The organism is Agrobacterium vitis, assembly GCF_013337045.2.
GTDB classification, from domain to species: domain Bacteria; phylum Pseudomonadota; class Alphaproteobacteria; order Rhizobiales; family Rhizobiaceae; genus Allorhizobium; species Allorhizobium vitis_B.
Genome location: NZ_CP118262.1, coordinates 148,728 through 169,607, shown reverse-complemented (window position 1 = coordinate 169,607; position 20,880 = coordinate 148,728). Strand labels below are relative to the sequence as shown.

The following is a 20,880-nucleotide window of genomic DNA, read 5'->3' as shown; positions in this document are numbered from 1 at the left end:
GCCGCCTGCCGCAGCCTATTCTCGTTTTTTGTCCGGAAAGCTCCGCATTCAAAAACTTGCTTTGGAAGATGCTCACCGCGCCCTATTTGAAATGTGAGTTCGCAGAAGGAAAGCGTAATGACGACGATCACATATCATGTTGCGAAGCACGACGGCGGCTACGGGTATCGGCTGGGAGACGTCTGGTCAGAGACATTTCCCGACCACGACACGGCTCTTGCGGCCGCCAAGTCTGCAGCACAACGGCAACATGTCGAAGGCCGCGACGCCGAGATCTCCTTTCAGCTTTCCGACGGTCGCTGGCAGACGGAACATGCCGGCGGCGGGGATCGTCCTGGCACAGAAGTTGTCGACGACATCAGGTGATATCGAAAACATGCGCGCACTGCTGACGTTGCGGAAAACTGCGGTTAGGTCGAAGCTGGCGAGCGGATAAATGTCGATGCCAGCCATAAGCTTGCGTAACTCGGCGTTCCGCCTGCCGATCGCGATAGAGAGGCGCGGGACGCGGATCGCGTCCACGAGAAATATCGGGCCGCCGGGCAACCAGTCGGCACTGACGGACCTCTGCCGCAATTTCGATACGGACCTCGAACGCTTCGTCTACCCCACACTACGTCCCTATTTCAACCTTCGTCGACTTCTGCCCAATGCGGATACGTAACGAAGGCCGTGAGCGCTCCTTCACCTTCTGTCGTGATGGTCACGGCCTCGCCCTTGGGCATATAGACGATCTCGCCCGGCCCGGCCGTCACGGTTCCGGCGCTGGTGGAACGGCAAGCATGCCGTCCAGCACGATCATGACATCGTCGACAGCCATCGTCTCCGTCAGGCTCTGCCCCGGACCGTAACGGCCGTATCCAATGGTGATTGGCCCATCGTTCTTCTCGTCGACCAGATTTCCTACGAAAATGTCGCCATCCTGTCCCGGAGACCGAACAAGCTTTGCGTCAGCGACGTTGAATTTTCGGACCTTCATGACTTTCCTCTCGTTTTCCCAAATGAAGCTAGCGCGCCAGCAAAGGGCACCAAGTGCCGCACGCATTCCGCCCGTGCAGACCGCGCCTCATATGCGGCCCCCTACGGGATAAGACGGTCTCGCAGGAAAATGCCGGCTTCTCGCGCTTCCTCGGTCGAAATTGTGTGGCCAACGCCGGGATAGACCTTCAAGGTGACGTCGTACCCTGCCGATTTCAACTGGCCGCTCGCCGCGGTAGAGGCAGCCGACGGAATGGTTTGATCCGCTGACCCATGCATCAGCAGAACAGGGGTACCGCTCCCAGACTGCGATTGCGGCGGCAATGGCAGCAATCCGGCGAAACTCACAAGAGCGCCAATCTTCCATCGTCCTGTCGAAACGGCATCAAGGCCCATGATCGCTCCCTGCGAAACGCCGACAAAAGCGACCTTGTCGAGATCGTTTTCGAACCCTTCGCGCTTGACTATGCCTGAAATGAGATCGTCGAAAGCACGCCGGGCGGCCTGTATGCGATCGGGCCGCAGCACCTGATCATCGACACCGAACCATTGGCGGCCACCTGCACGATGGGCGAACGGCGCGTCCGGCGACACGAATGTCGTGTCGGTCAGGATCGACTTCCACGAACTCCCGATGGCTTCCATGACGGAGCCGGAACCCCTGATACCATGAAGGAAGATCACCAGTCGCCGGGGCTTCAAAGAACCCGTGACAATAGGATCGATCCCATCCGACTGCTCGACGGCAACATCGGAATATTCCGGTCCGGGTCCATTGTCCGTCCGATAGATCGGCGCACGGGCATCCGCTGGATCAGCCGATGTCGGGAGCGCTGCCCTGGCGGGCAGGGAAGCCAGCATGGTTATGGTGAAGAGTGTAAAGATGGTGAGGTTCAAGCTGGTCATGAGCGGTCCCGATTTCGTACACTCGGAAACCTCGTCTAAAACAAATCGTTCCGCCGGCGTGGAAAAACCAGGAGCGCAGAACTTCAAAAGCTATATCTGGTCAACTTAGTGGACCGACACTTTTTCCGCCGTCTTACCCCCTGGCACTCCTTCCATGGTCGACCCAACGCATCGTCGGCGTGACGGCGATCCCGTGAACCACGATCGAGGCGAGCACAATCAGCAGCACGGTCGCCCAGACCGTCTCCACGCCCTGAAATTCCGCCTGTCCGGTTGCGTAGGCGAGATAATAGATCGATCCCAGTCCCTGTATACCGAACACCGCGATGATAATAGCTTCGCCGGGAGGATGTCCGGAGCCGAGCAGGGATATCCAGCTGGTCAACGGAGGGACTAGAGTGATCGCCAAGACGGCAACGACGACCACCCGCCAGTCAATTCCGCAAGAAGTTGGCCGCTGACGGCAATCGATTCAAGGCACACCAAAAGGACCATCATAAGAAGGCGCTCGATCTGCTCCGCAAAGTCGTGGTGCCGAATAACGTCGCCAATCGTTCTGTCGAACGCGTCACGCGCCTCCTGAATACGCACTGGTCGAGTTGCATACCATCCAATTTAAACCATTGATGGCCACCGTAGCTGTCCTTAATCGGTGCATCTGGTGTCACGAATGTCGCATTGGGGAGATGCCGGTGCCATGAATCGGCGATTGGTCTCATTTGTGCGCCCGAGGCACCGATACCGTGAAGACAAATGATGAGGTGAGTGCTTTCGATCCAATGCCTGACAAAGCAAGGGCGCTCAACCCGCGTGCGGGAGCGCCCTCGTTATCCGTCCAACAGCAACGCGACTATCGATCGCTGCAAGCTGTGGTAGGTTCGGGAATGATCCTTAAATGAGGATCCTCGCCGGGAACTTCCAGATCACATCGCCTTGGCCGTCGTTTCCATCCAGGCACGATGCCGAAGCTCATCTTCATGGGCCTTCATGAAGAATGCCTTTGACTGGGGGATGGCATCTTCGTGGCGCGATGCCCGCTCGTAAGCAGTGACGGTATCATCTTCGTTCGTCTTCATAGCTTTCAGAATGGCCGAGTCGCCCATGAGGTCTGCCAGCGCGATCTTGCCAGTGGTCAACATCTGTTTCATGTCGCCTTCGGTCGGCGCTTCGATGCCAAGCTCGCGGGCCATCTCGTTGAGCACGATGACATGCTGTAGATGGTCCTGCTTGAACTCGGCAAGTTTCGCACTGAGGGTCTTGTCGTCAAGCCTCTCGATGCAGGAGTCGTAAGCGGCGATTGCATCGTGCTCGAGATAGATGAGGTCTTTAACGAGTTTTTCGATATTGCCTTCGTTGCCAACCATGGTGACCATTTCGACTACTCCAATTGTTGCGGGACCTCGAAAACGTCAGCAGGCACACGTTGTTCCCCGAACGGGTGCAGCATGCAAAATTTCTGTCGCCTTGCATCATGACTAGCTGAACCTATTTTGGCCGCATGATCTTCTTCACGAGTGACACCCATTTCGCCGATCCCAGGGTCCTGAGGATCGACCGACGTCCGTTCCCTAATATGGCGGAGCACGATGCCGCTCTCATCGAAACCTGGAATGCCGTGGTCGGTGACGACGACGATGTCTGGCACCTCGGCGACTTCATGTCAGTCAAGGGCGGCGACTGCGACGAGCTTTTGGGCAGGCTCCATGGTCGTAAACATCTGATCGTCGGGAATAACGATCCGGAGACCACGACGTCAGCCAGCCACTGGATATCGGTTCACCATTATCGCGAGCTCGAAGTTGACGGCTTGCATCTCGTTCTCTGCCATTACGCGTTTCGAACGTGGAATAAGATGGGTAAGAATCCATCAATTTGCATGGCCATTCGCACGGCAAGCTCAAGCCGCTTCCACGCCAGTTCGATGTCGGGGTCGATGCGCAAAGGCTAAGGCCCGTCACGTTGGCGCAAATCATCAGCAAGCAGGGCCGGGCTCAGGCGTCCGTGCCGCACTAACCTTGGGACGTCAAGGTGGATTTGTCGTCATTGGACTTAATGGATCGATCCTTCTCAAAATTACGAGCATCCAACCGCTCCCGCCTCGGTTTATGGCTGACCTCCGGGCGCCGCGAAAGGACCTCGAAAAAAATTCGGCGGAAATCTTGAAACCATTTTTCGCTAAAATTAGATCATTTTCGTCAGCCGCCGACCGGGGCTGCCAGAACCGGAGACGCGAGTTTCCCCGTCTTCTTTCCATGTCGCTTTACGGAGTTGGTTATGAGAAACGATCTTGATTTTGCACCGCTCTATCGCTCCAGCGTCGGCTTCGACCGCGTTTTCAATCTACTGAACAACACGCAGCGCCTGCAGGCAATCGACACTTGGCCGCCTTACGACATTGTCAAGACCGGCGACGACGACTACCGCATAGAAATGGCGGTTGCAGGCTTTGGCGATTCCGACCTGGACATCATCCAGGAACGCAACGTGCTGGTGATCAAAGGCCAGAAGGTCGACGCCAAGGATGGCGAATATCTCCATCGCGGTATTGCCGGACGTTCGTTCGAGCGCCGCTTCGAACTGGCCGACCATGTGAAGGTCGAAGATGCCTCCCTGGTCAACGGTCTCCTGACCATCGCATTGAAACGCGAAATCCCGGAAGCCATGAAGCCGCGCAAGATCGCGATCGGCACGGGTGGCGAACAGGCCGCCCCGCTACAGATCGAAGCAGAACGTGTGGTCGCGTAAGGCATGCACGATGAAAAAGCGTCAAGCGAAAAACTTCGTCGTGGAAATCAGGAAGCGCCGCGGCCGGAAACCAAAGGGTGCTAAAGGTAGCCTAATCGCGCGAGCTTTCGACAGATTGCATTCACAGCCGGCCCTGGCTGCCAAGTCATGATCATAAGCGGGGAGCGTTTCCAGCGCTCCCCGCTTCATCCAAACATATGATCGGGGAGACGGAAAGGAGCAGCCCATGAAACCCGATACGTTCGAGAAGCCCGTCATGATCCTCTTGGGTCTCGGTATCCCGACCAAGGTGAAATCGGTCATGCAAGCCTACCAGATACTGATGGATTGGCGAAACGCCGCAGATCCTTCGCGCGAGCTTGCGCTCAAGGCGTGCAAGGCCGCGATCAACGGAGAAATCGAGGCGCAGACGGCGCGCGCCGTTTTTGTCGCGTTCGCTGAGCGGCACGATCTGCTCGCGTCGGAAATCGGTAATTTGGTAGCCCAACGCAATAAGCGCAATCAACGCGATCGAGCTCGAAGAAATAGACGCGGTCACTGCCTTCGATCACCATGGCTCCCATGACGCGATTATCGTCAATCTTACGGAAATGATCGACGATAGGCTGCGTGTCGTAGACCATCGCAGCACTTGTCACCCCCTGGAACGGCACGGCTTTCAATGACGCTACAGGACCTTTGGCTCTCAGACGGCGCAGCAAATAGGAAAACAGGTTGCGTGCGGCTCGGGTCCTTCCGAGCTTGTGGAAACGGAGTGCAAGACGGAGCGGAATCCAGGCCGGATCGATAGCGACGAGGCGTTTCTCCCCTCCGCGGAACAACAGCGCATCGGCACGCATCTGAGCCGAGAACCGTTTACCAAACCAGCCGAGGTTTTCGAGCACGCCATCGAGAGGGTGGCCGGACGGGATACCCCGGCCCGTCCAGAGTCCGATCATCTCGTGCGGATCCACCGGCGGGAGCTTTTGAAACCTTTCCATTTGATTCATCGCCTGTTCCCGCTCGACAATGTTGCTGGTCAAACCTGATCTTCCTGCCGTCGTTGCGCCGCGCGCCGTTTCGGCCTAGCCTTCTGCCGTGCAACCCCCAGCTCGTCCAGATCCGGCAACCACCAGCCGCGAGCCACTTCCCGCTCGCCCGGCGGCGTTCGGGCTGGCCAGATCGTGACCAATTCCTCAAGGGACCCTGCCCGCAAGGCCGCCCATACATATTCCTCGACCGGGGGCGGCTGAAAATAGAACGCGGTCACAATGTCTGGGTCTGCCAGCTCGCCATGTGTATCGGTGAAGATAACGACGCCTGCATGCGTACCGATCGCACGATCGAATGGGGGCACGTCATGAACCGGCACGGGATAGCGTTTTCGGCGCCGCTCACTCGTTCTCGCCTTGGCGCCTTCCTCCTCCTCGGTGCCTTTCAGCGCCTCACGCCGCGCCTTTCGCACATCGGGCTCGCTCCGCGTGGCAGCCGCCTCGATCGCAGGCCATCGCCGGCGTAAGGCCTCCAGTGACCGGTAAGGGACAGCCGAAAGGCGGCGATCCGCATCCCAGCGCGCCAATGCAATTTCCCGAATTTTGTTGACGACCGTGCGCGAATAGGGCGTCCGGATTTGCAAACCGGATGGGGCAGCTTCGAGATAGCGGCTTTCGATCGGTTCAAAGGCGAACGCATCCCTGCCCTTTTCGAAGGTCCGTTGTCGCTCCGACGGGTGGTTCGGTTTCACTATCCATCGCTCAATTGCCTGTGGCGCATCCTCATGCAGCCGCCTTTCGCGATTTTGCCAGCCGCTTGATGGCCTGTTCCAAGGGTCTTTGCCCGTCACAGTAATCTTGCCATGCCGTGCTCTTCTTCAACAGCTCGGGCACAGTGCGGATCGTGAACCGTTTGGGATCCAGATCAGCTTTCACCTGGCTCCAATTGAGCGGCATCGATACGGTTGCTCCGGGACGTGCGCGGGGTGACAATGGCGCAACCGCCGTCGCCATCCGGTCGTTGCGCAAGTAGTCGAGGAAGATGCGCCCCCCGCGTTGGTTCTTTGCCATCTTGATCAGGTAGAGCTCCGGATCCTCGCGCGCCATATCCTGGCAAACATCGTGGGCGAAGCCTTTCGCCTCATCCCAGCTTAGTTTCTTGCCCTTCGGCACAGCCAAGGGCGTGACGACATGCAGGCCCTTTCCGCCGGTCGTCTTGCAGAAGCTGACAAGCCCCAGGTCTTCGAGGCGGTCACGGATTTCTCGTGCGGCCCCGACGACGGTCGAGAATTCAACATCTGGACCTGGATCTAGGTCGAAGACCAACCGGCCCGGCACTTCCGGCTGGTTGGGCTCGCAGTTCCAGGGATGAAGCTCGACTCCGCCGATTTGAGCAATCGCAGCCAGTCCCTCGACCCGATCAATTTGTAGATAGGGCTTCTTGTCGCCGAAGACGGTGACGAGCTCAAGCAAGTTGGACGTCCCGGGCATGGCATGGCGCTGGAAGAACTGCTCGCCGCCAATACCATCAGGCGTGCGAATGATCGAGCACGGCCGCCCCTTGATATGATCGATCAGCCAAGGCCCAACCGCTTCATGATAGCGCGCAAGATCGACCTTGGTAACCGGTTCGCCATCACCGGCATCCGGCCAGAGTGGCTTTTCCGGACTGGAGATCATCACGCCCATGACTTCGGCCTTCGCGCCCTTGCGGAAACGCTTGGGAGGCGGCTTGTCGGTTTCTGGATCGGGCACTTCGTTTTCCACCGGGGACGCTGGCGTCTCGGCCTCCACCTCCTCAGCCGGCTTGTCCTCTCGAAGGCCCTTGAATGCAGCCTGCCGAATCTGGCCATCACCCGTCCAGCCAGCAAACTCGATCTCGGCGACGAGTTCGGGTTTGAGCCAGACGATGTCGGAAGATTTCTTCGGCGCACCGATGCCTGTGAACGGTGACTTTGACGTCTCCATCTCCTTTAGCTTCGGAAGAAGCGTCTTGACGACTTTTGCGCCATATCCGGTACCGACGCGGCCAACATAGACGAAATGGTTGCCGCGATTGACCCCGACCAGCAGCGAGCGAAATTTACCGTTCGTCGTGGCATAGGCGCCGATGACCACTTCATGACCAGCACGGCATTTCGATTTAGCCCAGGTCTCGTTGCGCCCGGACCGATAGGGTGCATCAGCCTGTTTCGAGACGATGCCTTCCAGAGACAGGCGGCAAGCAGACTTCAGCACCGCATCGCCGCCCGTCTCGAAATGCTCAACGAAGCGGAGCCTGGGATCGTCGCCAGCGTCGGACAAGAATGCAGCGAGCCTGTCCTTTCGCTCGGTGAGAGGCAATTCGCGTAGATCCTCGTCGCCGACAACTAAGAGATCAAAGGCGAAAAAGACCAGATCGTCCGTCTTGCCTTCCGATAACGCCGCCTGCAGGGCGGCAAAATCGGGTGCGCCGTTTTCATCGAGTGCGCAGATCTCACCATCGATGATGCAGTCGGGAAGCTTAGACGCCGACGCAGCAATGGCGGACCATTTTGCCGTCCAGTCCAGGCCCTTGCGGGTCTTCAGGGTGACGTCGCCGTTTTCAACCCGCATCTGAATACGGTAACCATCGAATTTGATCTCATGGATCCAGCCACCTGCAGATGGCGGACGCGCGAGCGTCTCGCAAAGCTGCGGGGCGATAAAGGCAGGCATTAAGGATTTCGCGGTTTTCGCCCCCGTTGACTTCTTCGCTGACTTAGTGGCTGTCTTTGACCCGGCCTTGCGCTCTTCAGCGGCCAAACCATGATTGCTATCCCAGACAGCATCGGCTTTGACCGCGCCACCTTGCAGCATGAACGGTTTTGGCTTCTTTCCTTTGCCGGATGCGATAGCCTCCATCGTCCGACGGGACGCCACTGATGTATCGTTCTCCTCAAGCACGGCTGCGCCGTTCTCCTCGACGGAATAGTCGTCATGATGTTTGATCAGCAGCCAATTGATGCGTTTGCCGCCATCGCGATCATGTTTCATTCGAACGAGGACAAAGCTGCCATGCAGGCGATCACCCTCGAGCGTGAACTTGAAATCACCCTTGGCGAGCGCCTCTTCCGGCGTTCGGTTGCCCTCTGGTTCCCAGTAGCCGCGATCCCACAGCATGACCGTCCCGCCACCATACTGGCCTTTGGGGATAGTGCCTTCAAAGTCACCGTAATCGAGTGGATGATCCTCGACTTCGACCGCCAACCGCTTGTCGCCGGGATCGAGAGACGGCCCTCTTGTCACCGCCCAAGACTTAAACACCCCGTCGAGCTCCAGCCGGAGATCGTAATGCAAACGCGTTGCGTCGTGTTTCTGAATCACGAACCGGCGACGGTTGGACGCACTGATCTTCACCTCTCCGCTTGGCTCGGCGGTCTTTTTAAAATCGCGCTTGCCGCGGTACGTCGAGAGATTGTCGGCCATGGCTTGTAATCCTAACGCAAGAGAAACGGGGTCGATCTCAAGCGGCCCCGTAAACTGCTATTTGCCCGAAACGCGGATCGCTCCGGCATCTCCGAAGCTTCGTTGGACGGAGGCTACCTGATCGGCAGCGATATCCGCAGAGACTTCAATCTCGCCTTCCAATGCCCCATCTTGGCGAGAGCCGCCTTCGTGCGAGGCATCGCCACCGGACGACCTGGAGCCGGCGGTATTTTCGCCACTCGCGGACTGAACGAAAATGTCGGGCCTGGAAATCCCGTGTTGCTGAACGAGGTGTTCGACGGCGAGGTCAGCCGCCGCTCGTGTTTCGAACGTTGCCCGTATTGTCGTAGTGCTGTTATCTGCCATTTCACTTGTCCTTTTGCTCTATCACCTCCTCGAACGCTGCTGGCGCCCCAGTGGTTTCACGACCATTCTGTTCGGCGCACATATTTCGGACATCGCGTTTAAAACCACCACATTGCCCCTTCGCCCTGAATAACGATGATCACTCCAACGAAAGCGCCGGAACCAAGCAGGCGGCGTTTAGTTTCCTTCGGAACGGACTTGGAGGGACGGAAATGGCAGCACATCGCGCTCAATGGAAAGGTCACCTGAAGATTGGTGAAGTCAGTTGTGCCGTAGGCCTCTACACGGCCGCCTCAACTTCCGAGCGGATCAGCTTCCACATGATCAACGAGAGCACCGGAAACCGCCTGAAGCGCGAGTTCATCGACAGTGAGACCGAGGAGGTCGTGGAACGCGACCAACAGGTCAAGGGCTTCGAGACTGGCAACGGCGACTACATCATGATCGACCCTGATGAGGTCGCGGCGGTCGTTCCCGATTCCGACAAGATGCTGGAGGCAGAAGCCTTCATCGCTTGTGGGGAGATCGATGACGTCTATTTCGATAAGCCCTACTATCTGGTCCCGGTCGACGAAGGCGATCATGACGCTTTCACCAGGATCCGCGATGCCCTCAGCAATACCAGTTCCACGGCAATTGCTCGAACCGTGCTCTTCCGGCGGATGCGAACTGTCCTGATCCGGGCGCATGGCAAGGGTATCATCGCGACGACCCTCAACTATGATTACGAAGTCCGGTCCTCAGAGGAGGTCTTCAAAGACGTAGCCAAGGTCAAGGTCGAAGCCGAGATGCTCGATCTGGCAAGGCACATCATCACCACGAAGAAGGGCGAGTTCGACCCCGCGAAATTCGACGATCGCTACGAGGATGCGCTTGCTGCGCTCGTGAAGGCGAAGGCGGAGGGTAAGATCCTTCCGAAGCCCAAGCCCATCAAGGTTTCCAAGCCGAACGACCTGCTTAAGGCGCTGCGTGACAGTGCTGGCATGGATAAGCCGTCGGCAAGTAAGCCGAAGGCTGCCAATGCCAACTCAGGCAAGAAGGCGACGGCTTCCAAGTCTACCAAGAGCCGGGCAAAACCCGCGGCTAAGAAAGCGAGCTGATCGATGGCACCACGTCGCCCATATTGGAGAGGGTACCTCAAGCTCTCACTTGTCACCTGCCCTGTAGCAATGACACCCGCTACTTCTGAATCTGAAAAAGTACGCTTCCATACCCTCAATAAGGATACCGGAAACCGGGTGGTGTCCCAGTACGTGGATAGCGTTACCGGCAAGCCCGTGAAGGATGAGCATGAAGCGAAGGGCTACGAGCGCGGCGAGAATGATTACGTGCTTCTGACCGACGAGGATCTCGAATCCGTTGAGCTTGAGACCGTCCGTACGATCGACATCGAAAAATTCGTGCCGCGTGGCAGCATCGAGTGGATCTATCTCGAAACCCCGTACTACCTCACCACAAACGACAAAATCGGCGACGAAGCTTTCGCGGTCATCCGCCAAGCCATGGAGGCGGAGGACGTCGTTGGCATCTCTCGTGTCGTGCTGGGGCGCCGCGAACGAGCGGTCGTGCTCGAACCGAGGGGCGAGGGCATCGTGGTGTGGACCCTTCGCTTCGGAGATGAAGTGCGGCCGGAGAGCGAGTATTTTACCGGCATAGATAAAAAGTCGGATGCTAAGGGCGTTTCAGCACTTGAGACAGTTATCAAAAAACGGCTGAAGGATTGGTCACCAGAGATGGTATCTGATCCGATCCAGGAAAGCCTGCTGAAACTCATTGCCGATAAGAAGAAAACCAGGAAACCCGGCAAGGCCAAGACTTCTAAGTCCAAAAAGGACGATGGTGACGAGAAGAGCAATGTCGTCAACATCATGGACGCACTAAAGAAGTCTGTGGCCAAGGAGCTCGAATCCCGCAAAGCAAGTTGATCGGCACGACCTTGAGAGCGCTGTGAGCTGCGGACCCGCCTGCTTGTCACTTAGTCCTTACCGGTACCAGGGGCTGCCATCTTGGCATGCTGCTCGGCAAGAATATTGGCTGGTGTCACGTTCGCCATCACCGATTGGAGCTTGTTCTTCCAGCCTGCTACGACGTCACCCTCGTCGTTCATAAGAGCTTTGAACCCGGCCTTCGCGACGTCAGCCGGATCGTCCTTCTCCGCTTGGCCGACCTCTGTATCCAGCATGTCGGCGCGCTCGAAAAACTTGGTCTGTGTCGGACCAGGCATGAGGCATGTGACCGTGACGCCAGTGTCCTTGAGTTCGTGACGGAGGGCGAAGGAAAACGAATTCAGAAACGCCTTCGTACCGTTGTAGACGGCCTGGTAGGTCCCGGGAATAAACCCGGCGATCGATCCGGTGATCAGGATCTTTCCATGGCCCCGAGCCCGCATCTGATTTGCGATCGTATGGATCAGCGATACCGTGCCGATCACGTTGGTGTTGACGACATGTAGGGCTTCATCGAGATCCTGATCGAGGAACCCCTTTCCGAGCCCCCGTCCCGCGTTGGCAAGCAAGAGATCGACGGGTTGGCCATTATCGGCGACGAACCGGGCAAAGTCGCTTGCTCCCTCCTTGGTGGAAAGATCGACCCGCATCGCGTCAACGGTCACGCCGATCGAACGCAGGATATCGGCAGCCACGTCGATCTGGTCTTCGTCCGCGGCGATGATGAGGTCATAACCTTCCCCGGCCGCGATCTTGGCGAGTTCGAGACCGATTCCTGACGACGCACCGGTGACAACCGCGAGTTTGTTGGAGGCTTCTGGCATGGGGTCGCTCCTATTTATGGTTTGAGGACGACTTTCACGCAGCCGTCCTTCTTCTCGAGGAAAGTCTTGTAGAGTTCCGGGCCGTCTTCCAGGCTTCCCGTATGGGTGATGATGAAGGAAGGGTCGATCTCGCCATTCTGGATACGCTCCATCAACAACGGCAGGTAGTGCTGGACCGGGGTCTGGGCCATCTTGAAGGTCAGGCCACGATTGATGGCGGAACCCATCGGGATTTTGTCCAGAAAACCGCCGTACACGCCGACGATTGAGACCGTGCCGAAGTTCCGGCAGCAATGTATCGCCTGTCTGAGAACGTGCGGTCGGTCGGTACCCATGAATGTCGCGACCTTGATGCGGTCGAGCCGCGCATCCCAGCTTGCCGAAGGATCGGATTCCGTTCCGACTGCGTCGATGCAGGCATCGGCCCCGCGACCGTTGGTCAGTTCCATGATCCTGTCGTAGATATCCTTGTCCATGTAATCGAGTGTGATTGCGCCGGATTTCTCGGCAAGCGCGAGGCGTTCAGGGACCGTATCGATGGCGATCACGCGTTCTGCGCCAAGGATGAACGCTGACTTGATCGCCATCTGCCCTACGGGACCGCATCCCCAGATGGCGATGGTGTCACCAGGCTGAATGTTGCAGAAATCGGCAGCCATGTAGCCTGTCGGAAAAATGTCTGAAAGAAACAATACCTGCTCGTCGGACAGGCCGTCCGGTACCTTGATCGGGCCGAAATCAGCATAAGGGACACGGAGGTACTCGGCCTGGCCGCCGCTGTAGCCACCAAGCAGATGTGTATAGCCAAACAGGCCCGCAGGCGAATTGCCCCACATCTTCGTGACCTTTTCAGGCTTGGGATTGGACCGTTCGCAACCTGAGAAATAGCCGCGTTTGCAGAAGAAGCATTCACCGCAGGCGATCGTAAATGGAACGACCACCCGGTCGCCGACCTTCAGCTTCTTGTTGTCCCTGCCGACCTCGACGACCTCCCCCATGGTCTCGTGACCCATGATGTCGCCACTGTGCATTTCTGGCATCACGCCGTTGTAGAGGTGCAGGTCCGAACCACAGATGGCGCAGGCCGTCACCTTGATGATGGCATCGCGTCCGTCCTCAATCACCGGGTCAGGAACGCTGTCGCAGCGGATGTCGTGCTTGCCGTGCCAGGTCAGTGCTTTCATCCGGTGCTCCTCAAACTCAAAAATGTAAAAGACTGGTGGAACCGCTGGCACTCGGCGTTGCGGACTTCCTATTCGGCTCGATCACGCGAGGGACCGAATGTAGACTACGGCTGCTCGGCAATCAGCATCTTCACGTGCCCGAGGTGGGTCTCCAGGCTGGGAAGTGTTTCCTTGGCAAAGCCGACCAAGGACTGGTCGTCCCCTGAACCGGCATAGGTCCTGAACAGACCGACCGCCTCCATATGGGCCTGCGCCTGCATGTCGAGATAGAGCATGTCGAAATCCTTGCCCTTCGCCGCCTGAAGCTGATCGAGCATCTTCTGGTGCTTAGGCGCGAGCTTGACGGGCTCGGCGGTCGCGCCACCCTTGGCGTCGAGCGTCGCCTTCAGCTTGTCGCCGGCTTTCCGGTGATCGGCAATAATCATGTCGGCCGCCGATTTGATTCCGGCTTGATCGGCGTTCTGTTTGGCAAGCTCGCTGGAGCGGATTTCGAACTCGTTGGCGCTCGTGACCATTTTGACGAAGGTCGGCTTGTCCATAGCCATCATCGGAGCAGCGTCTCCGGCGGGCTTCGGTTTCATCTCCTGCGCCATTAGAGGCTGAACGGTAAGCGCCACGGAAAACGCTACAACGGAGAGGTTTGAGAATTTCATGGATGCGCTCCTTGGCGGGTGATCACTTGCTCTTCGTGAAGGCTTTGGCGAGATCGGCATTGGCGGCGTCGACAGCCGTTTTCGCCTTGTCGAGTACCTTGGCCATGCCGAAGAATTCATGGGTTACGCCATCGAGGTTGATGAGGTTCACCGCCACGCCCGCTGCTTTCATCTTGTCGGCATAGGTCTGACCCTCGGATCGCAAGGGATCGATCTGCGCTGTGACCACTGTTGCACCCGGAAGCCCACTCAGATCATTTCTTCCAACGAGGTTGATCCTTGGGTCCGATGTCTGCTCCTTGGATTTGAAAACATTCGCCACGAACCATTCCATGTCGGCTTTGCCCAGGGGCGCGGCGTTGGCGTTTTCCTGATAGGACGGCGTATTCATGTCGTTGCCGGCGATCGGATAAACCAGAAGCTGGTGAACCGGCAGCGTGGTTTTCTTTTCCTTCGCCATCAGTGCGACGTTGGCCGCGAGATTGGCGCCGGCGCTCTCACCCGCAACCGCGATCCGGCTCGCGTCACCGTTCAGCGTGTGGATGTTTTCCACGGTCCAGGTGTAGGCCGCCCATGCATCGTCGTGCTGCGCCGGGAACTTGCTTTCCGGCGCATGATGATAGTCGGCCGATACGACGATTGCCTTGGCGCCAAGCGCCAGAGCACGTGGCGTCGCATCATAGGTATTGACGTCTGCGACCACCCAGCCGCCGCCATGGAAATAGAGCACGACCGGGAAAGGTCCCTTACCTTCAGGGATATAGACCCGTGCCGGCAGCGCTCCGCCGGCGCTAGGAATGGCGATATCCTTGGTCGCCACCTTCGCCTCTGGTAAAGGTGAGATCTTCTTGTCACGCTGCACGGTGCGCGCAGCATCAGCGGCACTCGCTTGCGTGCGGGCGTCCGGGACACTCAGAGTGTGCAGCGGCTTGGCGTCGAGGGCCTTCATGGCATCGAGCACGACCTGCATCTGCGGATCGGGCTGAGCTTGTTGGGCTCGGGCACCTGCGGCGGAGGAAAGCAGAGCAAAGGCGAGGCCGGTGGCCTGAAGTTTCATCATGATCTTGAACATGGGTTTTTCCTTGCAAAGGCATGATTGGGAGGAGCCGGTCACTGCTTCGGCGGCTCGATCTTTTGCTGATAGAGGCCAACCAGCTCGCCCTTGGCAATCACATGCCCGGAAGCGGCAGCGAGAAACGCATCACGGTCGGACGTTGGTGGGATGTCCAGCATTTGGTCTAGCGCGAGAACCTGGAAATGATAATGGTGCGTAGGATCCCCCACCGGAGGCTTCGGTCCGAAATATCCATGGGTCCCGGAGCTGTTGCGGCCCTGCAGGACACCTTCTGGCTCGACGAGACGCAACTGCTCCTGGAGACCCTCTGGAAGGCTGGTCAAGGTGCCAGGGATATTCCACGCGACCCAGTGCACGAATGGCTTGATCGGCTTGGAGTCCGGGTCTTCCATGACGATCGCGTAGGATACAGCGCCCGGGACTGCGTCCCAGCGCAATGATGGGGACACGCCGTCAGCATATTCGCTTTGCTTCATAGGAATGGCGCCGTTCGCACCAAATTCGCTCGACGTCACCTTGAGGGCACTCTTGGCATCCGTCTCAGGCCGGTCCTTGGCAAGCGGGACACCAACACCCTTCGCAGCCTGCGCTTCCATGACGCTTGCAGGCGCCACCTTCTGCTCCGTCACCTTCTGGGCAGTCCCTGTATAAGCGACGCGATAGATCACGCCATTTGTATCATCCGCCATCAGCAGCGATCCGTCCTTGGCGACAGCAAGGCCCACCGGACGGGCAAAATGCGTCTTGCCGCCATCGGTCAGAAAACCAGTGAGAAATGGCTCAAAAGACTTTGGCTGACCGTTTTCGAAACGGATGCGAACGATTTCGTAGCCGGATGCCGGATTGCGGTTCCAGGAGCCGCGCATCGTGGCAAAGGCGTCGCCTGCATATTCGGAAGGGAATGACGTACCGCTGTAGAATTTCATCTGCATGGGGGCGGCGTGCGCGGTGTAGCCCAGCACCATCGGCACACTCTGGTCGCGCCACTGCTCTTTCGTCAGTCCCCCAACAGGCGTTGACTGCGGGTATATGTCTCCCTTGCCATAGACATGTGGCCAGCCGTACTGCTTGCCCTGTTCGAGTTTGTTGAGCTCTTCCGGCTGCACTTCATCGCCGAGAAGATCGATGCCATGATCGAGACCCCACAGCTCCCCAGTCTGGCGGTTCCAGTCGAACCCGATCGTGTTGCGCAAGCCTGATGCGAAGATCGTCCGGCTTTTACCGTCGGGCGTCGCGCGCAGGACCGTGGCGTTCTCGGGGTTGCTTTCGTTGCAGGCATTGCAGGTCGAACCGACGCTGATATAGAGCATGCCGTCGGGACCAAACGCCATGACGCGGTTCGGATGCTGTCCAGAGTCCGGAAGGTCGCCGATGATCATCTCGAGCGGACCGAGTGTACCGTCCTGCTTGATGTCAGCGACAAACACTTCTTTGACGGTGACGAGATACAGCTTGTTGTCCTTGATCGCCAGACCATGAGCCTGGGCACGGGAGACGACCTGCATTGGTGCCTTGTCGGCCTTACCGTCGCCGTCCTCATCCTTCAGCAACAGGACGTCGCCTTCCTCGCGGCGGCTGACATAGACGAAACCCTGATCGGAGACGGCAATGATGCGGCTGTTGCCGAGGCCCTGTGCGAATGGTTGAACCGTAAACCCGTCTGGCACCTTCAATTGGCCGATCCGGTCGCTCGTCGCCGGCAGCTTATTCGGTTTGAAGACGTTGGTGGTGATCTGGACTTCCGTACCGTCGCCCTGTTGAGCCGAAGCTTGGTGGGACATTGATAATATAACCGCGATGGCAGCAGAGCCGAGAAGTCCAGTTTTCATAAAAATTGCCTCCGTTTAACTACAGGCGCGAAACCTTCCCGAACATCATTTGTTCCAGTTCAGCACTCAACGGGCGGCAATTTTCTGGATTACGACCGCACACGTGATCCTTGGCTCTCTGGCCATCTCGATGCGCTTATTCTTCGTCGCCCGGGTACTGAGAGTTCTTCAGCAAGCCAGCAAGGTGGGCGGTGTTGCGCGCAAGCATGGAGACCATCGTCTCAACTTCTTCCGGCGTCTCGTCGAGATCGACGAAATTCGTGGAGCCCATCGCCTCGCCCACCCAATAGGCGACCGCGTTGGCGGGAATTGTGAAGCCAACGTCATTGAGCGCCTGGAATACCTCAGCAGAAACATGGTGAGCGCCATCTTCGTTACCGACCACGGCAACCGCCGCAACCTTGCCGTAAGATACCATCCGACCCTGATCGTCGGTCTCGTCTAGGAACGCATCCATGCGCTCCAACGCCCGCTTACAGACACTCGATGGCTGCCCAAGCCAGATCGGTGTGCCAACAAGCAGGATATCGGCGGCAAGGACCTGCTCGCGGATTTTCGGCCAGGCATCGCCCTCGCCTTCATCTGAGGTTACGCCTGGCTTGATGTCATGGTCGGCCAAGCGGACCGTTTCCGTCTCGACCCCGTGTTTCTTGAACTCTTCCGCGATCAACCCAAGCAGTTTGTCTGTCGAGGAGCTTTCCGCCGCTGCGGATGATTTCAAGGTGCTGTTAAATGCCAATGCCCTGAGAGCCATAATGTGTCCTTTCCTTTACTCGATTTTGAGAAACACATGTCGATCTGGCGGGGGCGCAAGATCGGACGTTGCTTGGTCATTAAAGCTCTGGTGGAGCGTCGAGTTCCTGTCGCGCACCGGCGACAAGAACTTTTCCCTGGTTCACGAGTTCGAGTTGGACCGAATCCTATCGCCAAACCATCAATGCGGCATTTGAGTTTCGGCGCGCCACTACAGACCTGATCGCTCAGGAGGACGATACGAAGGCCGCGATCAATCGCCCCAAACACCATTGCCATCAACAAACGTCCATTCCCAGCTGGATACTGGACCTTCTCTTTCCCCTGCCGCAGATAGGAGGAGAGCCTCTCTTCGATCAAAGGCAAACAGGTCGCTATTATCGGAAATTCGTGTTGTGGAACCCAGATCACGTTTGCGTGTTTATAGGGTCTCACCCACAGCCGGAAGGAACCGTCATGGCAACCGAAAAGACCCTCAACGACCTGTTTTTGGACACTCTCAAGGACATTTACTTTGCTGAGAAGCAGATCCTGAAAGCCCTTCCGAAGATGGCGCGCGCCGCGCAGTCCGAAGAAGGCAAGGCCGGTTTCCTGCAGCACCGCGACGAAACCCAGGGGCAGATCGAGCGGCTCGAACAGGTCTTCGAGCTTCTTGGCAAGCCGGCACGTGGCAAGACCTGCGAAGCCATCCAGGGGATTATCGCGGAAGGCGAAGAAATCATGGAAGAATACAAAGGAACTGCAGCGCTTGACGCGGGCCTCATTTCCTCCGCACAAGCCGTCGAACATTACGAGATTGCCCGCTACGGCACACTGAAATCATGGGCCAAGCAGCTGGGCCTGAACGATGCGATCCCACTGCTCGACGCCAATCTTCAGGAAGAGATCGCAACGGACCAGAAACTCACCGCGCTGGGCGAAGCTTCTGCGAACCCGAAGGGATCGCAGAAAAAAGCCAGCTAAGCTGAAACGTGCGTTATCAGGCCGCCTCTCGAGGCGGCCTTTTGCGTTTCAAAGTTCATCTTTTACCAACGCCGATCGAAGGATTTTTACATGGTCAAGAAATCAGCAAATTCGTCGCCCAAGCTGACCGGTCAGACCGCCACCATCCACGACCAAAAGCTTCAGCGTGGCGCCGGCGGCGAGCTTCACCAATTTGCAGAAGGCGATACACCGATCCTAACCACCGCTCAGGGTGGTCCGATCGCCGACGACCAGAATTCGCTACGGGTTGGTCCCCGTGGTCCACTGGTTGTCGATGACTTCCATTTCCGCGAGAAGATGTTCCATTTCGACCACGAGCGGATTCCCGAGCGGGTCGTACATGCCCGAGGCTACGGCGCCCACGGCTATTTCGAGACTTACGAATCGCTGGCGGCCTACACAAAGGCGGACCTCTTCCAGCGGCCCGGCGAGAAGACGCCGGCATTTGTCAGATTTTCCACCGTTGCCGGCAACAAGGGTTCGGCCGATCTGGCGCGCGACGTCCGTGGCTTTGCCGTCAAGATCTATACGCAGGAAGGCAACTGGGACCTGGTCGGCAACAACATCCCGGTCTTTTTCATCCAGGACGCCATCAAGTTTCCAGACCTGATCCATGCCGCCAAGCAGGAGCCGGACCGGGCATTTCCGCAGGCGCAGACCGCTCATGACAACTTCTGGGATTTTATCAGCCTGACACCCGAGAGCATGAACATGATCATGTGGATCATGTCGGACCGCACGATACCTCGTTCCTTCCGTTTCATGGAGGGCTTTGGCGTCCACACCTTCCGCTTCCTCAACGCCAAGGATGAATCCACCTTTGTCAAGTTCCACTGGAAGCCGAAGCTTGGCCTTCAATCGGTCGCCTGGAACGAGGCGGTCAAGATCAACGGCGCCGATCCGGATTTCCATCGTCGCGATCTCTGGCAGTCGATCCAGTCCGGCAATTTCCCCGAATGGGAATTGCAGGTCCAGCTGTTCGACCAGGAATTTGCCGACAGTTTCGATTTCGATGTACTCGATCCAACCAAGATCATCCCGGAAGAAATCCTCAAACCCCAGCCGATCGGTCGACTGGTGCTCGATCGCATGCCCGACAATTTCTTTGCGGAAACCGAGCAGGTCGCGTTCATGACCCAGAACGTGCCTCCGGGTATCGATTTTTCCAACGATCCGCTGCTGCAAGGCCGCAACTTTTCCTACCTCGATACGCAGCTGAAGCGACTGGGTGGCCCGAACTTTACCCATCTGCCGATCAATGCGCCGAAATGTCCTTTCGCGCATTTCCAGCAGGATGGTCATATGGCGATGCGCAATCCGGTCGGACGGACCAACTATCAGCCGAACTCACATGGTGAGGGGCCACGGGAGTCGCCGACACGCGGCTATCGCCACTTCCCGTCCGAGGAACAGGGCACCAAGGCCCGGCTGCGTCCGGAAAGCTTTGCCGACCATTACAGCCAGGCCCGGCAGTTCTACATTAGTCAGACAGGTGCCGAACAGCGCCACATCGCGTCGGCTTTGACGTTCGAACTCAGTAAGGTCGAAATGCCGGTCATTCGCGAGCGGATGGTTGCGCATCTGCTCAACATCGACGAGACGTTGGCAACCACCGTTGCCCAGAAGCTCGGCTTCCAGAAAATGCCGAAGCCTGCCGATGCGGCGATGCCGACCCGTCAGGATCTGGACCCGTCGCCGGCGCTTAGCATCGTTGAACGCGGTCCCAAGCGCTTCGAAGGCCGTAAGCTCGGCATCCTGATCACAGATGGTGTGGACGCCAAGCTGCTGACGGGGCTGACAGACGCCGTTACCAAGGAGAAAGCAGTTTTCGAGCTGATCGCACCAAAGGTCGGCGGTGTCACCGCTTCGGATGGCACATTGATCGAAGCGCATCATATGATCGATGGCGGGCCATCAGTCCTGTTCGACGCAGTGGCTCTTCTAACCTCGACTGCAGCGATTGACGACCTCATCAACGAAGCGGCGGCACGCGACTTCGTGGCCGATGCCTTCCAGCATTGCAAGTTCATCGGTTACGATCCATCGGCAATGCCGCTTCTGGAAAAGGCCGGGATCGCCGATGCGCTGGACGAAGGCGTTCGTGCGCTTCCGGGAGAGGAGGGGCTCACCGCCTTCGTCGCGGAACTTGGCAAACTCCGTGTCTGGGGAAGAGAGCCTTCTGTCAAGTTGGGTAAAGCGTCACCATCGGTCAAGTAAAT

21 protein-coding genes and 3 pseudogenes are annotated in these 20,880 nt (G+C 57.8%); 9 read left to right on the top strand and 15 right to left on the bottom strand.

Translation table 11 applies throughout. The annotated features are described in order from the left end of the window. Positions 1-117 precede the first annotated feature (117 nt). Complete coding sequence (locus tag G6L01_RS26625; protein ID WP_174096461.1) at positions 118-366, top strand: DUF2188 domain-containing protein; 249 nt, start codon at positions 118-120, stop codon at positions 364-366. A gap of 76 nt (positions 367-442) precedes the next feature. Continuing rightward, a complete protein-coding gene (locus G6L01_RS26620; RefSeq protein WP_174096418.1) occupies positions 443-664 on the top strand; it encodes a hypothetical protein in 222 nt (73 codons plus the stop codon). On the opposite strand, the pseudogene G6L01_RS26615 reads toward G6L01_RS26620, so the two are convergent. The 5 genes and pseudogenes from G6L01_RS26615 to G6L01_RS26600 all read right to left on the bottom strand — a co-directional run bounded on the left by G6L01_RS26615 (position 627) and on the right by G6L01_RS26600 (position 3,257). Next, positions 627-979 (bottom strand): annotated as a pseudogene (locus G6L01_RS26615) (ethanolamine utilization protein). The gene G6L01_RS26620 and the pseudogene G6L01_RS26615 overlap by 38 nt on opposite strands. A gap of 101 nt (positions 980-1,080) precedes the next feature. After that, the gene (locus tag G6L01_RS26610; protein ID WP_234902238.1) at positions 1,081-1,884 is read right to left on the bottom strand and encodes an alpha/beta hydrolase; all 804 of its coding nucleotides are present in this window, start codon (positions 1,882-1,884) and stop codon (positions 1,081-1,083) included. Between the two features lie 133 nt (positions 1,885-2,017). Further along, positions 2,018-2,293, bottom strand: a complete 276-nt coding sequence (locus G6L01_RS26605) for a hypothetical protein (RefSeq protein WP_234902237.1) — start codon at positions 2,291-2,293, stop codon at positions 2,018-2,020. Positions 2,294-2,378: 85 nt separating this feature from the next. After that, positions 2,379-2,603, bottom strand: coding sequence for an alpha/beta hydrolase (locus G6L01_RS28215; RefSeq protein WP_420360667.1), 225 nt, complete (start codon positions 2,601-2,603; stop codon positions 2,379-2,381). A 204-nt stretch (positions 2,604-2,807) separates the two neighbouring features. Continuing rightward, positions 2,808-3,257: a DUF2383 domain-containing protein gene (locus G6L01_RS26600; RefSeq protein ID WP_174096460.1), complete on the bottom strand. Its 450-nt coding sequence runs from the start codon at positions 3,255-3,257 to the stop codon at positions 2,808-2,810. Between the two features lie 125 nt (positions 3,258-3,382). Here G6L01_RS26600 and G6L01_RS26595 point away from each other — a divergent pair. From G6L01_RS26595 to G6L01_RS26585, 3 genes and pseudogenes are all read left to right on the top strand, one after another. Next, a pseudogene (locus tag G6L01_RS26595) lies at positions 3,383-3,897 on the top strand (hydrolase). Positions 3,898-4,158: 261 nt separating this feature from the next. Next, complete coding sequence (locus tag G6L01_RS26590; protein WP_174096459.1) at positions 4,159-4,629, top strand: Hsp20 family protein; 471 nt, start codon at positions 4,159-4,161, stop codon at positions 4,627-4,629. 226 nt (positions 4,630-4,855) lie between these two features. Continuing rightward, positions 4,856-5,194 (top strand): DUF982 domain-containing protein, encoded by a 339-nt coding sequence (locus tag G6L01_RS26585; RefSeq protein ID WP_234902236.1) that lies wholly within the window; start codon positions 4,856-4,858, stop codon positions 5,192-5,194. Here G6L01_RS26585 and G6L01_RS26580 read toward each other — a convergent pair. From G6L01_RS26580 to G6L01_RS26565, 4 genes and pseudogenes are all read right to left on the bottom strand, one after another. Further along, positions 5,130-5,618 (bottom strand): annotated as a pseudogene (locus G6L01_RS26580) (DUF4334 domain-containing protein); the annotation flags it as partial. The gene G6L01_RS26585 and the pseudogene G6L01_RS26580 sit on opposite strands and share 65 nt — an antisense overlap. Positions 5,619-5,647: 29 nt before the next feature. After that, a complete protein-coding gene (locus G6L01_RS26575) occupies positions 5,648-6,451 on the bottom strand; it encodes a hypothetical protein (protein ID WP_420360666.1) in 804 nt (267 codons plus the stop codon). Beyond that, a complete protein-coding gene (ligD, locus tag G6L01_RS26570) occupies positions 6,384-9,047 on the bottom strand; it encodes a DNA ligase D (RefSeq protein ID WP_174096457.1) in 2,664 nt (887 codons plus the stop codon). Before ligD ends, G6L01_RS26575 begins: the two co-directional genes overlap by 68 nt. A 57-nt stretch (positions 9,048-9,104) precedes the next feature. Next, the gene (locus tag G6L01_RS26565) at positions 9,105-9,413 is read right to left on the bottom strand and encodes a hypothetical protein (protein ID WP_174096456.1); all 309 of its coding nucleotides are present in this window, start codon (positions 9,411-9,413) and stop codon (positions 9,105-9,107) included. 212 nt (positions 9,414-9,625) lie between these two features. On the opposite strand from G6L01_RS26565, the gene ku (G6L01_RS26560) reads away from it, so the two are divergent. Beyond that, entirely contained in the window at positions 9,626-10,513 is an 888-nt protein-coding gene (gene ku / locus G6L01_RS26560) for a non-homologous end joining protein Ku (protein ID WP_174096455.1), read from the top strand. Between the two features lie 3 nt (positions 10,514-10,516). Then, positions 10,517-11,338 (top strand): non-homologous end joining protein Ku, encoded by an 822-nt coding sequence (gene ku / locus G6L01_RS26555; RefSeq protein ID WP_174096454.1) that lies wholly within the window; start codon positions 10,517-10,519, stop codon positions 11,336-11,338. A 50-nt stretch (positions 11,339-11,388) separates the two neighbouring features. Here ku (G6L01_RS26555) and G6L01_RS26550 read toward each other — a convergent pair whose 3' ends face one another. From G6L01_RS26550 to G6L01_RS26525, 6 genes are all read right to left on the bottom strand, one after another. Continuing rightward, positions 11,389-12,183, bottom strand: a complete 795-nt coding sequence (locus tag G6L01_RS26550) for an SDR family NAD(P)-dependent oxidoreductase (protein ID WP_174096453.1) — start codon at positions 12,181-12,183, stop codon at positions 11,389-11,391. A 14-nt stretch (positions 12,184-12,197) separates the two neighbouring features. Next, positions 12,198-13,367, bottom strand: a complete 1,170-nt coding sequence (locus tag G6L01_RS26545; protein ID WP_174096452.1) for a zinc-dependent alcohol dehydrogenase — start codon at positions 13,365-13,367, stop codon at positions 12,198-12,200. Between the two features lie 104 nt (positions 13,368-13,471). Next, the gene (locus tag G6L01_RS26540) at positions 13,472-14,020 is read right to left on the bottom strand and encodes a DUF4142 domain-containing protein (protein ID WP_174096451.1); all 549 of its coding nucleotides are present in this window, start codon (positions 14,018-14,020) and stop codon (positions 13,472-13,474) included. 22 nt (positions 14,021-14,042) lie between these two features. After that, on the bottom strand, positions 14,043-15,092 hold the full coding sequence (locus tag G6L01_RS26535) for an alpha/beta hydrolase (RefSeq protein WP_202032383.1): 1,050 nt from the start codon (positions 15,090-15,092) through the stop codon (positions 14,043-14,045). 38 nt (positions 15,093-15,130) lie between these two features. Continuing rightward, positions 15,131-16,924, bottom strand: coding sequence for a YbhB/YbcL family Raf kinase inhibitor-like protein (locus G6L01_RS26530; protein ID WP_174096450.1), 1,794 nt, complete (start codon positions 16,922-16,924; stop codon positions 15,131-15,133). Between the two features lie 136 nt (positions 16,925-17,060). Continuing rightward, positions 17,061-17,678: a flavodoxin family protein gene (locus G6L01_RS26525; RefSeq protein WP_174096449.1), complete on the bottom strand. Its 618-nt coding sequence runs from the start codon at positions 17,676-17,678 to the stop codon at positions 17,061-17,063. A 455-nt stretch (positions 17,679-18,133) separates the two neighbouring features. On the opposite strand from G6L01_RS26525, the gene G6L01_RS26520 reads away from it, so the two are divergent. Both G6L01_RS26520 and katE read left to right on the top strand, forming a co-directional pair. After that, the gene (locus G6L01_RS26520; RefSeq protein WP_174096448.1) at positions 18,134-18,640 is read left to right on the top strand and encodes a YciE/YciF ferroxidase family protein; all 507 of its coding nucleotides are present in this window, start codon (positions 18,134-18,136) and stop codon (positions 18,638-18,640) included. 90 nt (positions 18,641-18,730) lie between these two features. Beyond that, positions 18,731-20,878: a catalase gene (katE, locus tag G6L01_RS26515; protein ID WP_174096447.1), complete on the top strand. Its 2,148-nt coding sequence runs from the start codon at positions 18,731-18,733 to the stop codon at positions 20,876-20,878. Positions 20,879-20,880: the final 2 nt, after the last annotated feature.

What these genes read in the sequence shown, in the direction of transcription:
- G6L01_RS26625 (WP_174096461.1), top strand. Translation starts at nt 118, where the DNA reads ATGACGACGATCACATATCATGTTGCGAAGCACGACGGCGGCTACGGG.
- G6L01_RS26620 (WP_174096418.1), top strand. Translation starts at nt 443, where the DNA reads ATGCCAGCCATAAGCTTGCGTAACTCGGCGTTCCGCCTGCCGATCGCG.
- G6L01_RS26610 (WP_234902238.1), bottom strand. Translation starts at nt 1,884, where the DNA reads ATGACCAGCTTGAACCTCACCATCTTTACACTCTTCACCATAACCATG.
- G6L01_RS28215 (WP_420360667.1), bottom strand. Translation starts at nt 2,603, where the DNA reads ATGAGACCAATCGCCGATTCATGGCACCGGCATCTCCCCAATGCGACA.
- G6L01_RS26600 (WP_174096460.1), bottom strand. Translation starts at nt 3,257, where the DNA reads ATGGTCACCATGGTTGGCAACGAAGGCAATATCGAAAAACTCGTTAAA.
- G6L01_RS26590 (WP_174096459.1), top strand. Translation starts at nt 4,159, where the DNA reads ATGAGAAACGATCTTGATTTTGCACCGCTCTATCGCTCCAGCGTCGGC.
- G6L01_RS26585 (WP_234902236.1), top strand. Translation starts at nt 4,856, where the DNA reads ATGAAACCCGATACGTTCGAGAAGCCCGTCATGATCCTCTTGGGTCTC.
- ligD (WP_174096457.1), bottom strand. Translation starts at nt 9,047, where the DNA reads ATGGCCGACAATCTCTCGACGTACCGCGGCAAGCGCGATTTTAAAAAG.
- G6L01_RS26565 (WP_174096456.1), bottom strand. Translation starts at nt 9,413, where the DNA reads ATGGCAGATAACAGCACTACGACAATACGGGCAACGTTCGAAACACGA.
- ku (WP_174096455.1), top strand. Translation starts at nt 9,626, where the DNA reads ATGGCAGCACATCGCGCTCAATGGAAAGGTCACCTGAAGATTGGTGAA.
- ku (WP_174096454.1), top strand. Translation starts at nt 10,517, where the DNA reads ATGGCACCACGTCGCCCATATTGGAGAGGGTACCTCAAGCTCTCACTT.
- G6L01_RS26550 (WP_174096453.1), bottom strand. Translation starts at nt 12,183, where the DNA reads ATGCCAGAAGCCTCCAACAAACTCGCGGTTGTCACCGGTGCGTCGTCA.
- G6L01_RS26545 (WP_174096452.1), bottom strand. Translation starts at nt 13,367, where the DNA reads ATGAAAGCACTGACCTGGCACGGCAAGCACGACATCCGCTGCGACAGC.
- G6L01_RS26540 (WP_174096451.1), bottom strand. Translation starts at nt 14,020, where the DNA reads ATGAAATTCTCAAACCTCTCCGTTGTAGCGTTTTCCGTGGCGCTTACC.
- G6L01_RS26535 (WP_202032383.1), bottom strand. Translation starts at nt 15,092, where the DNA reads ATGTTCAAGATCATGATGAAACTTCAGGCCACCGGCCTCGCCTTTGCT.
- G6L01_RS26530 (WP_174096450.1), bottom strand. Translation starts at nt 16,924, where the DNA reads ATGAAAACTGGACTTCTCGGCTCTGCTGCCATCGCGGTTATATTATCA.
- G6L01_RS26525 (WP_174096449.1), bottom strand. Translation starts at nt 17,678, where the DNA reads ATGGCTCTCAGGGCATTGGCATTTAACAGCACCTTGAAATCATCCGCA.
- G6L01_RS26520 (WP_174096448.1), top strand. Translation starts at nt 18,134, where the DNA reads ATGGCAACCGAAAAGACCCTCAACGACCTGTTTTTGGACACTCTCAAG.
- katE (WP_174096447.1), top strand. Translation starts at nt 18,731, where the DNA reads ATGGTCAAGAAATCAGCAAATTCGTCGCCCAAGCTGACCGGTCAGACC.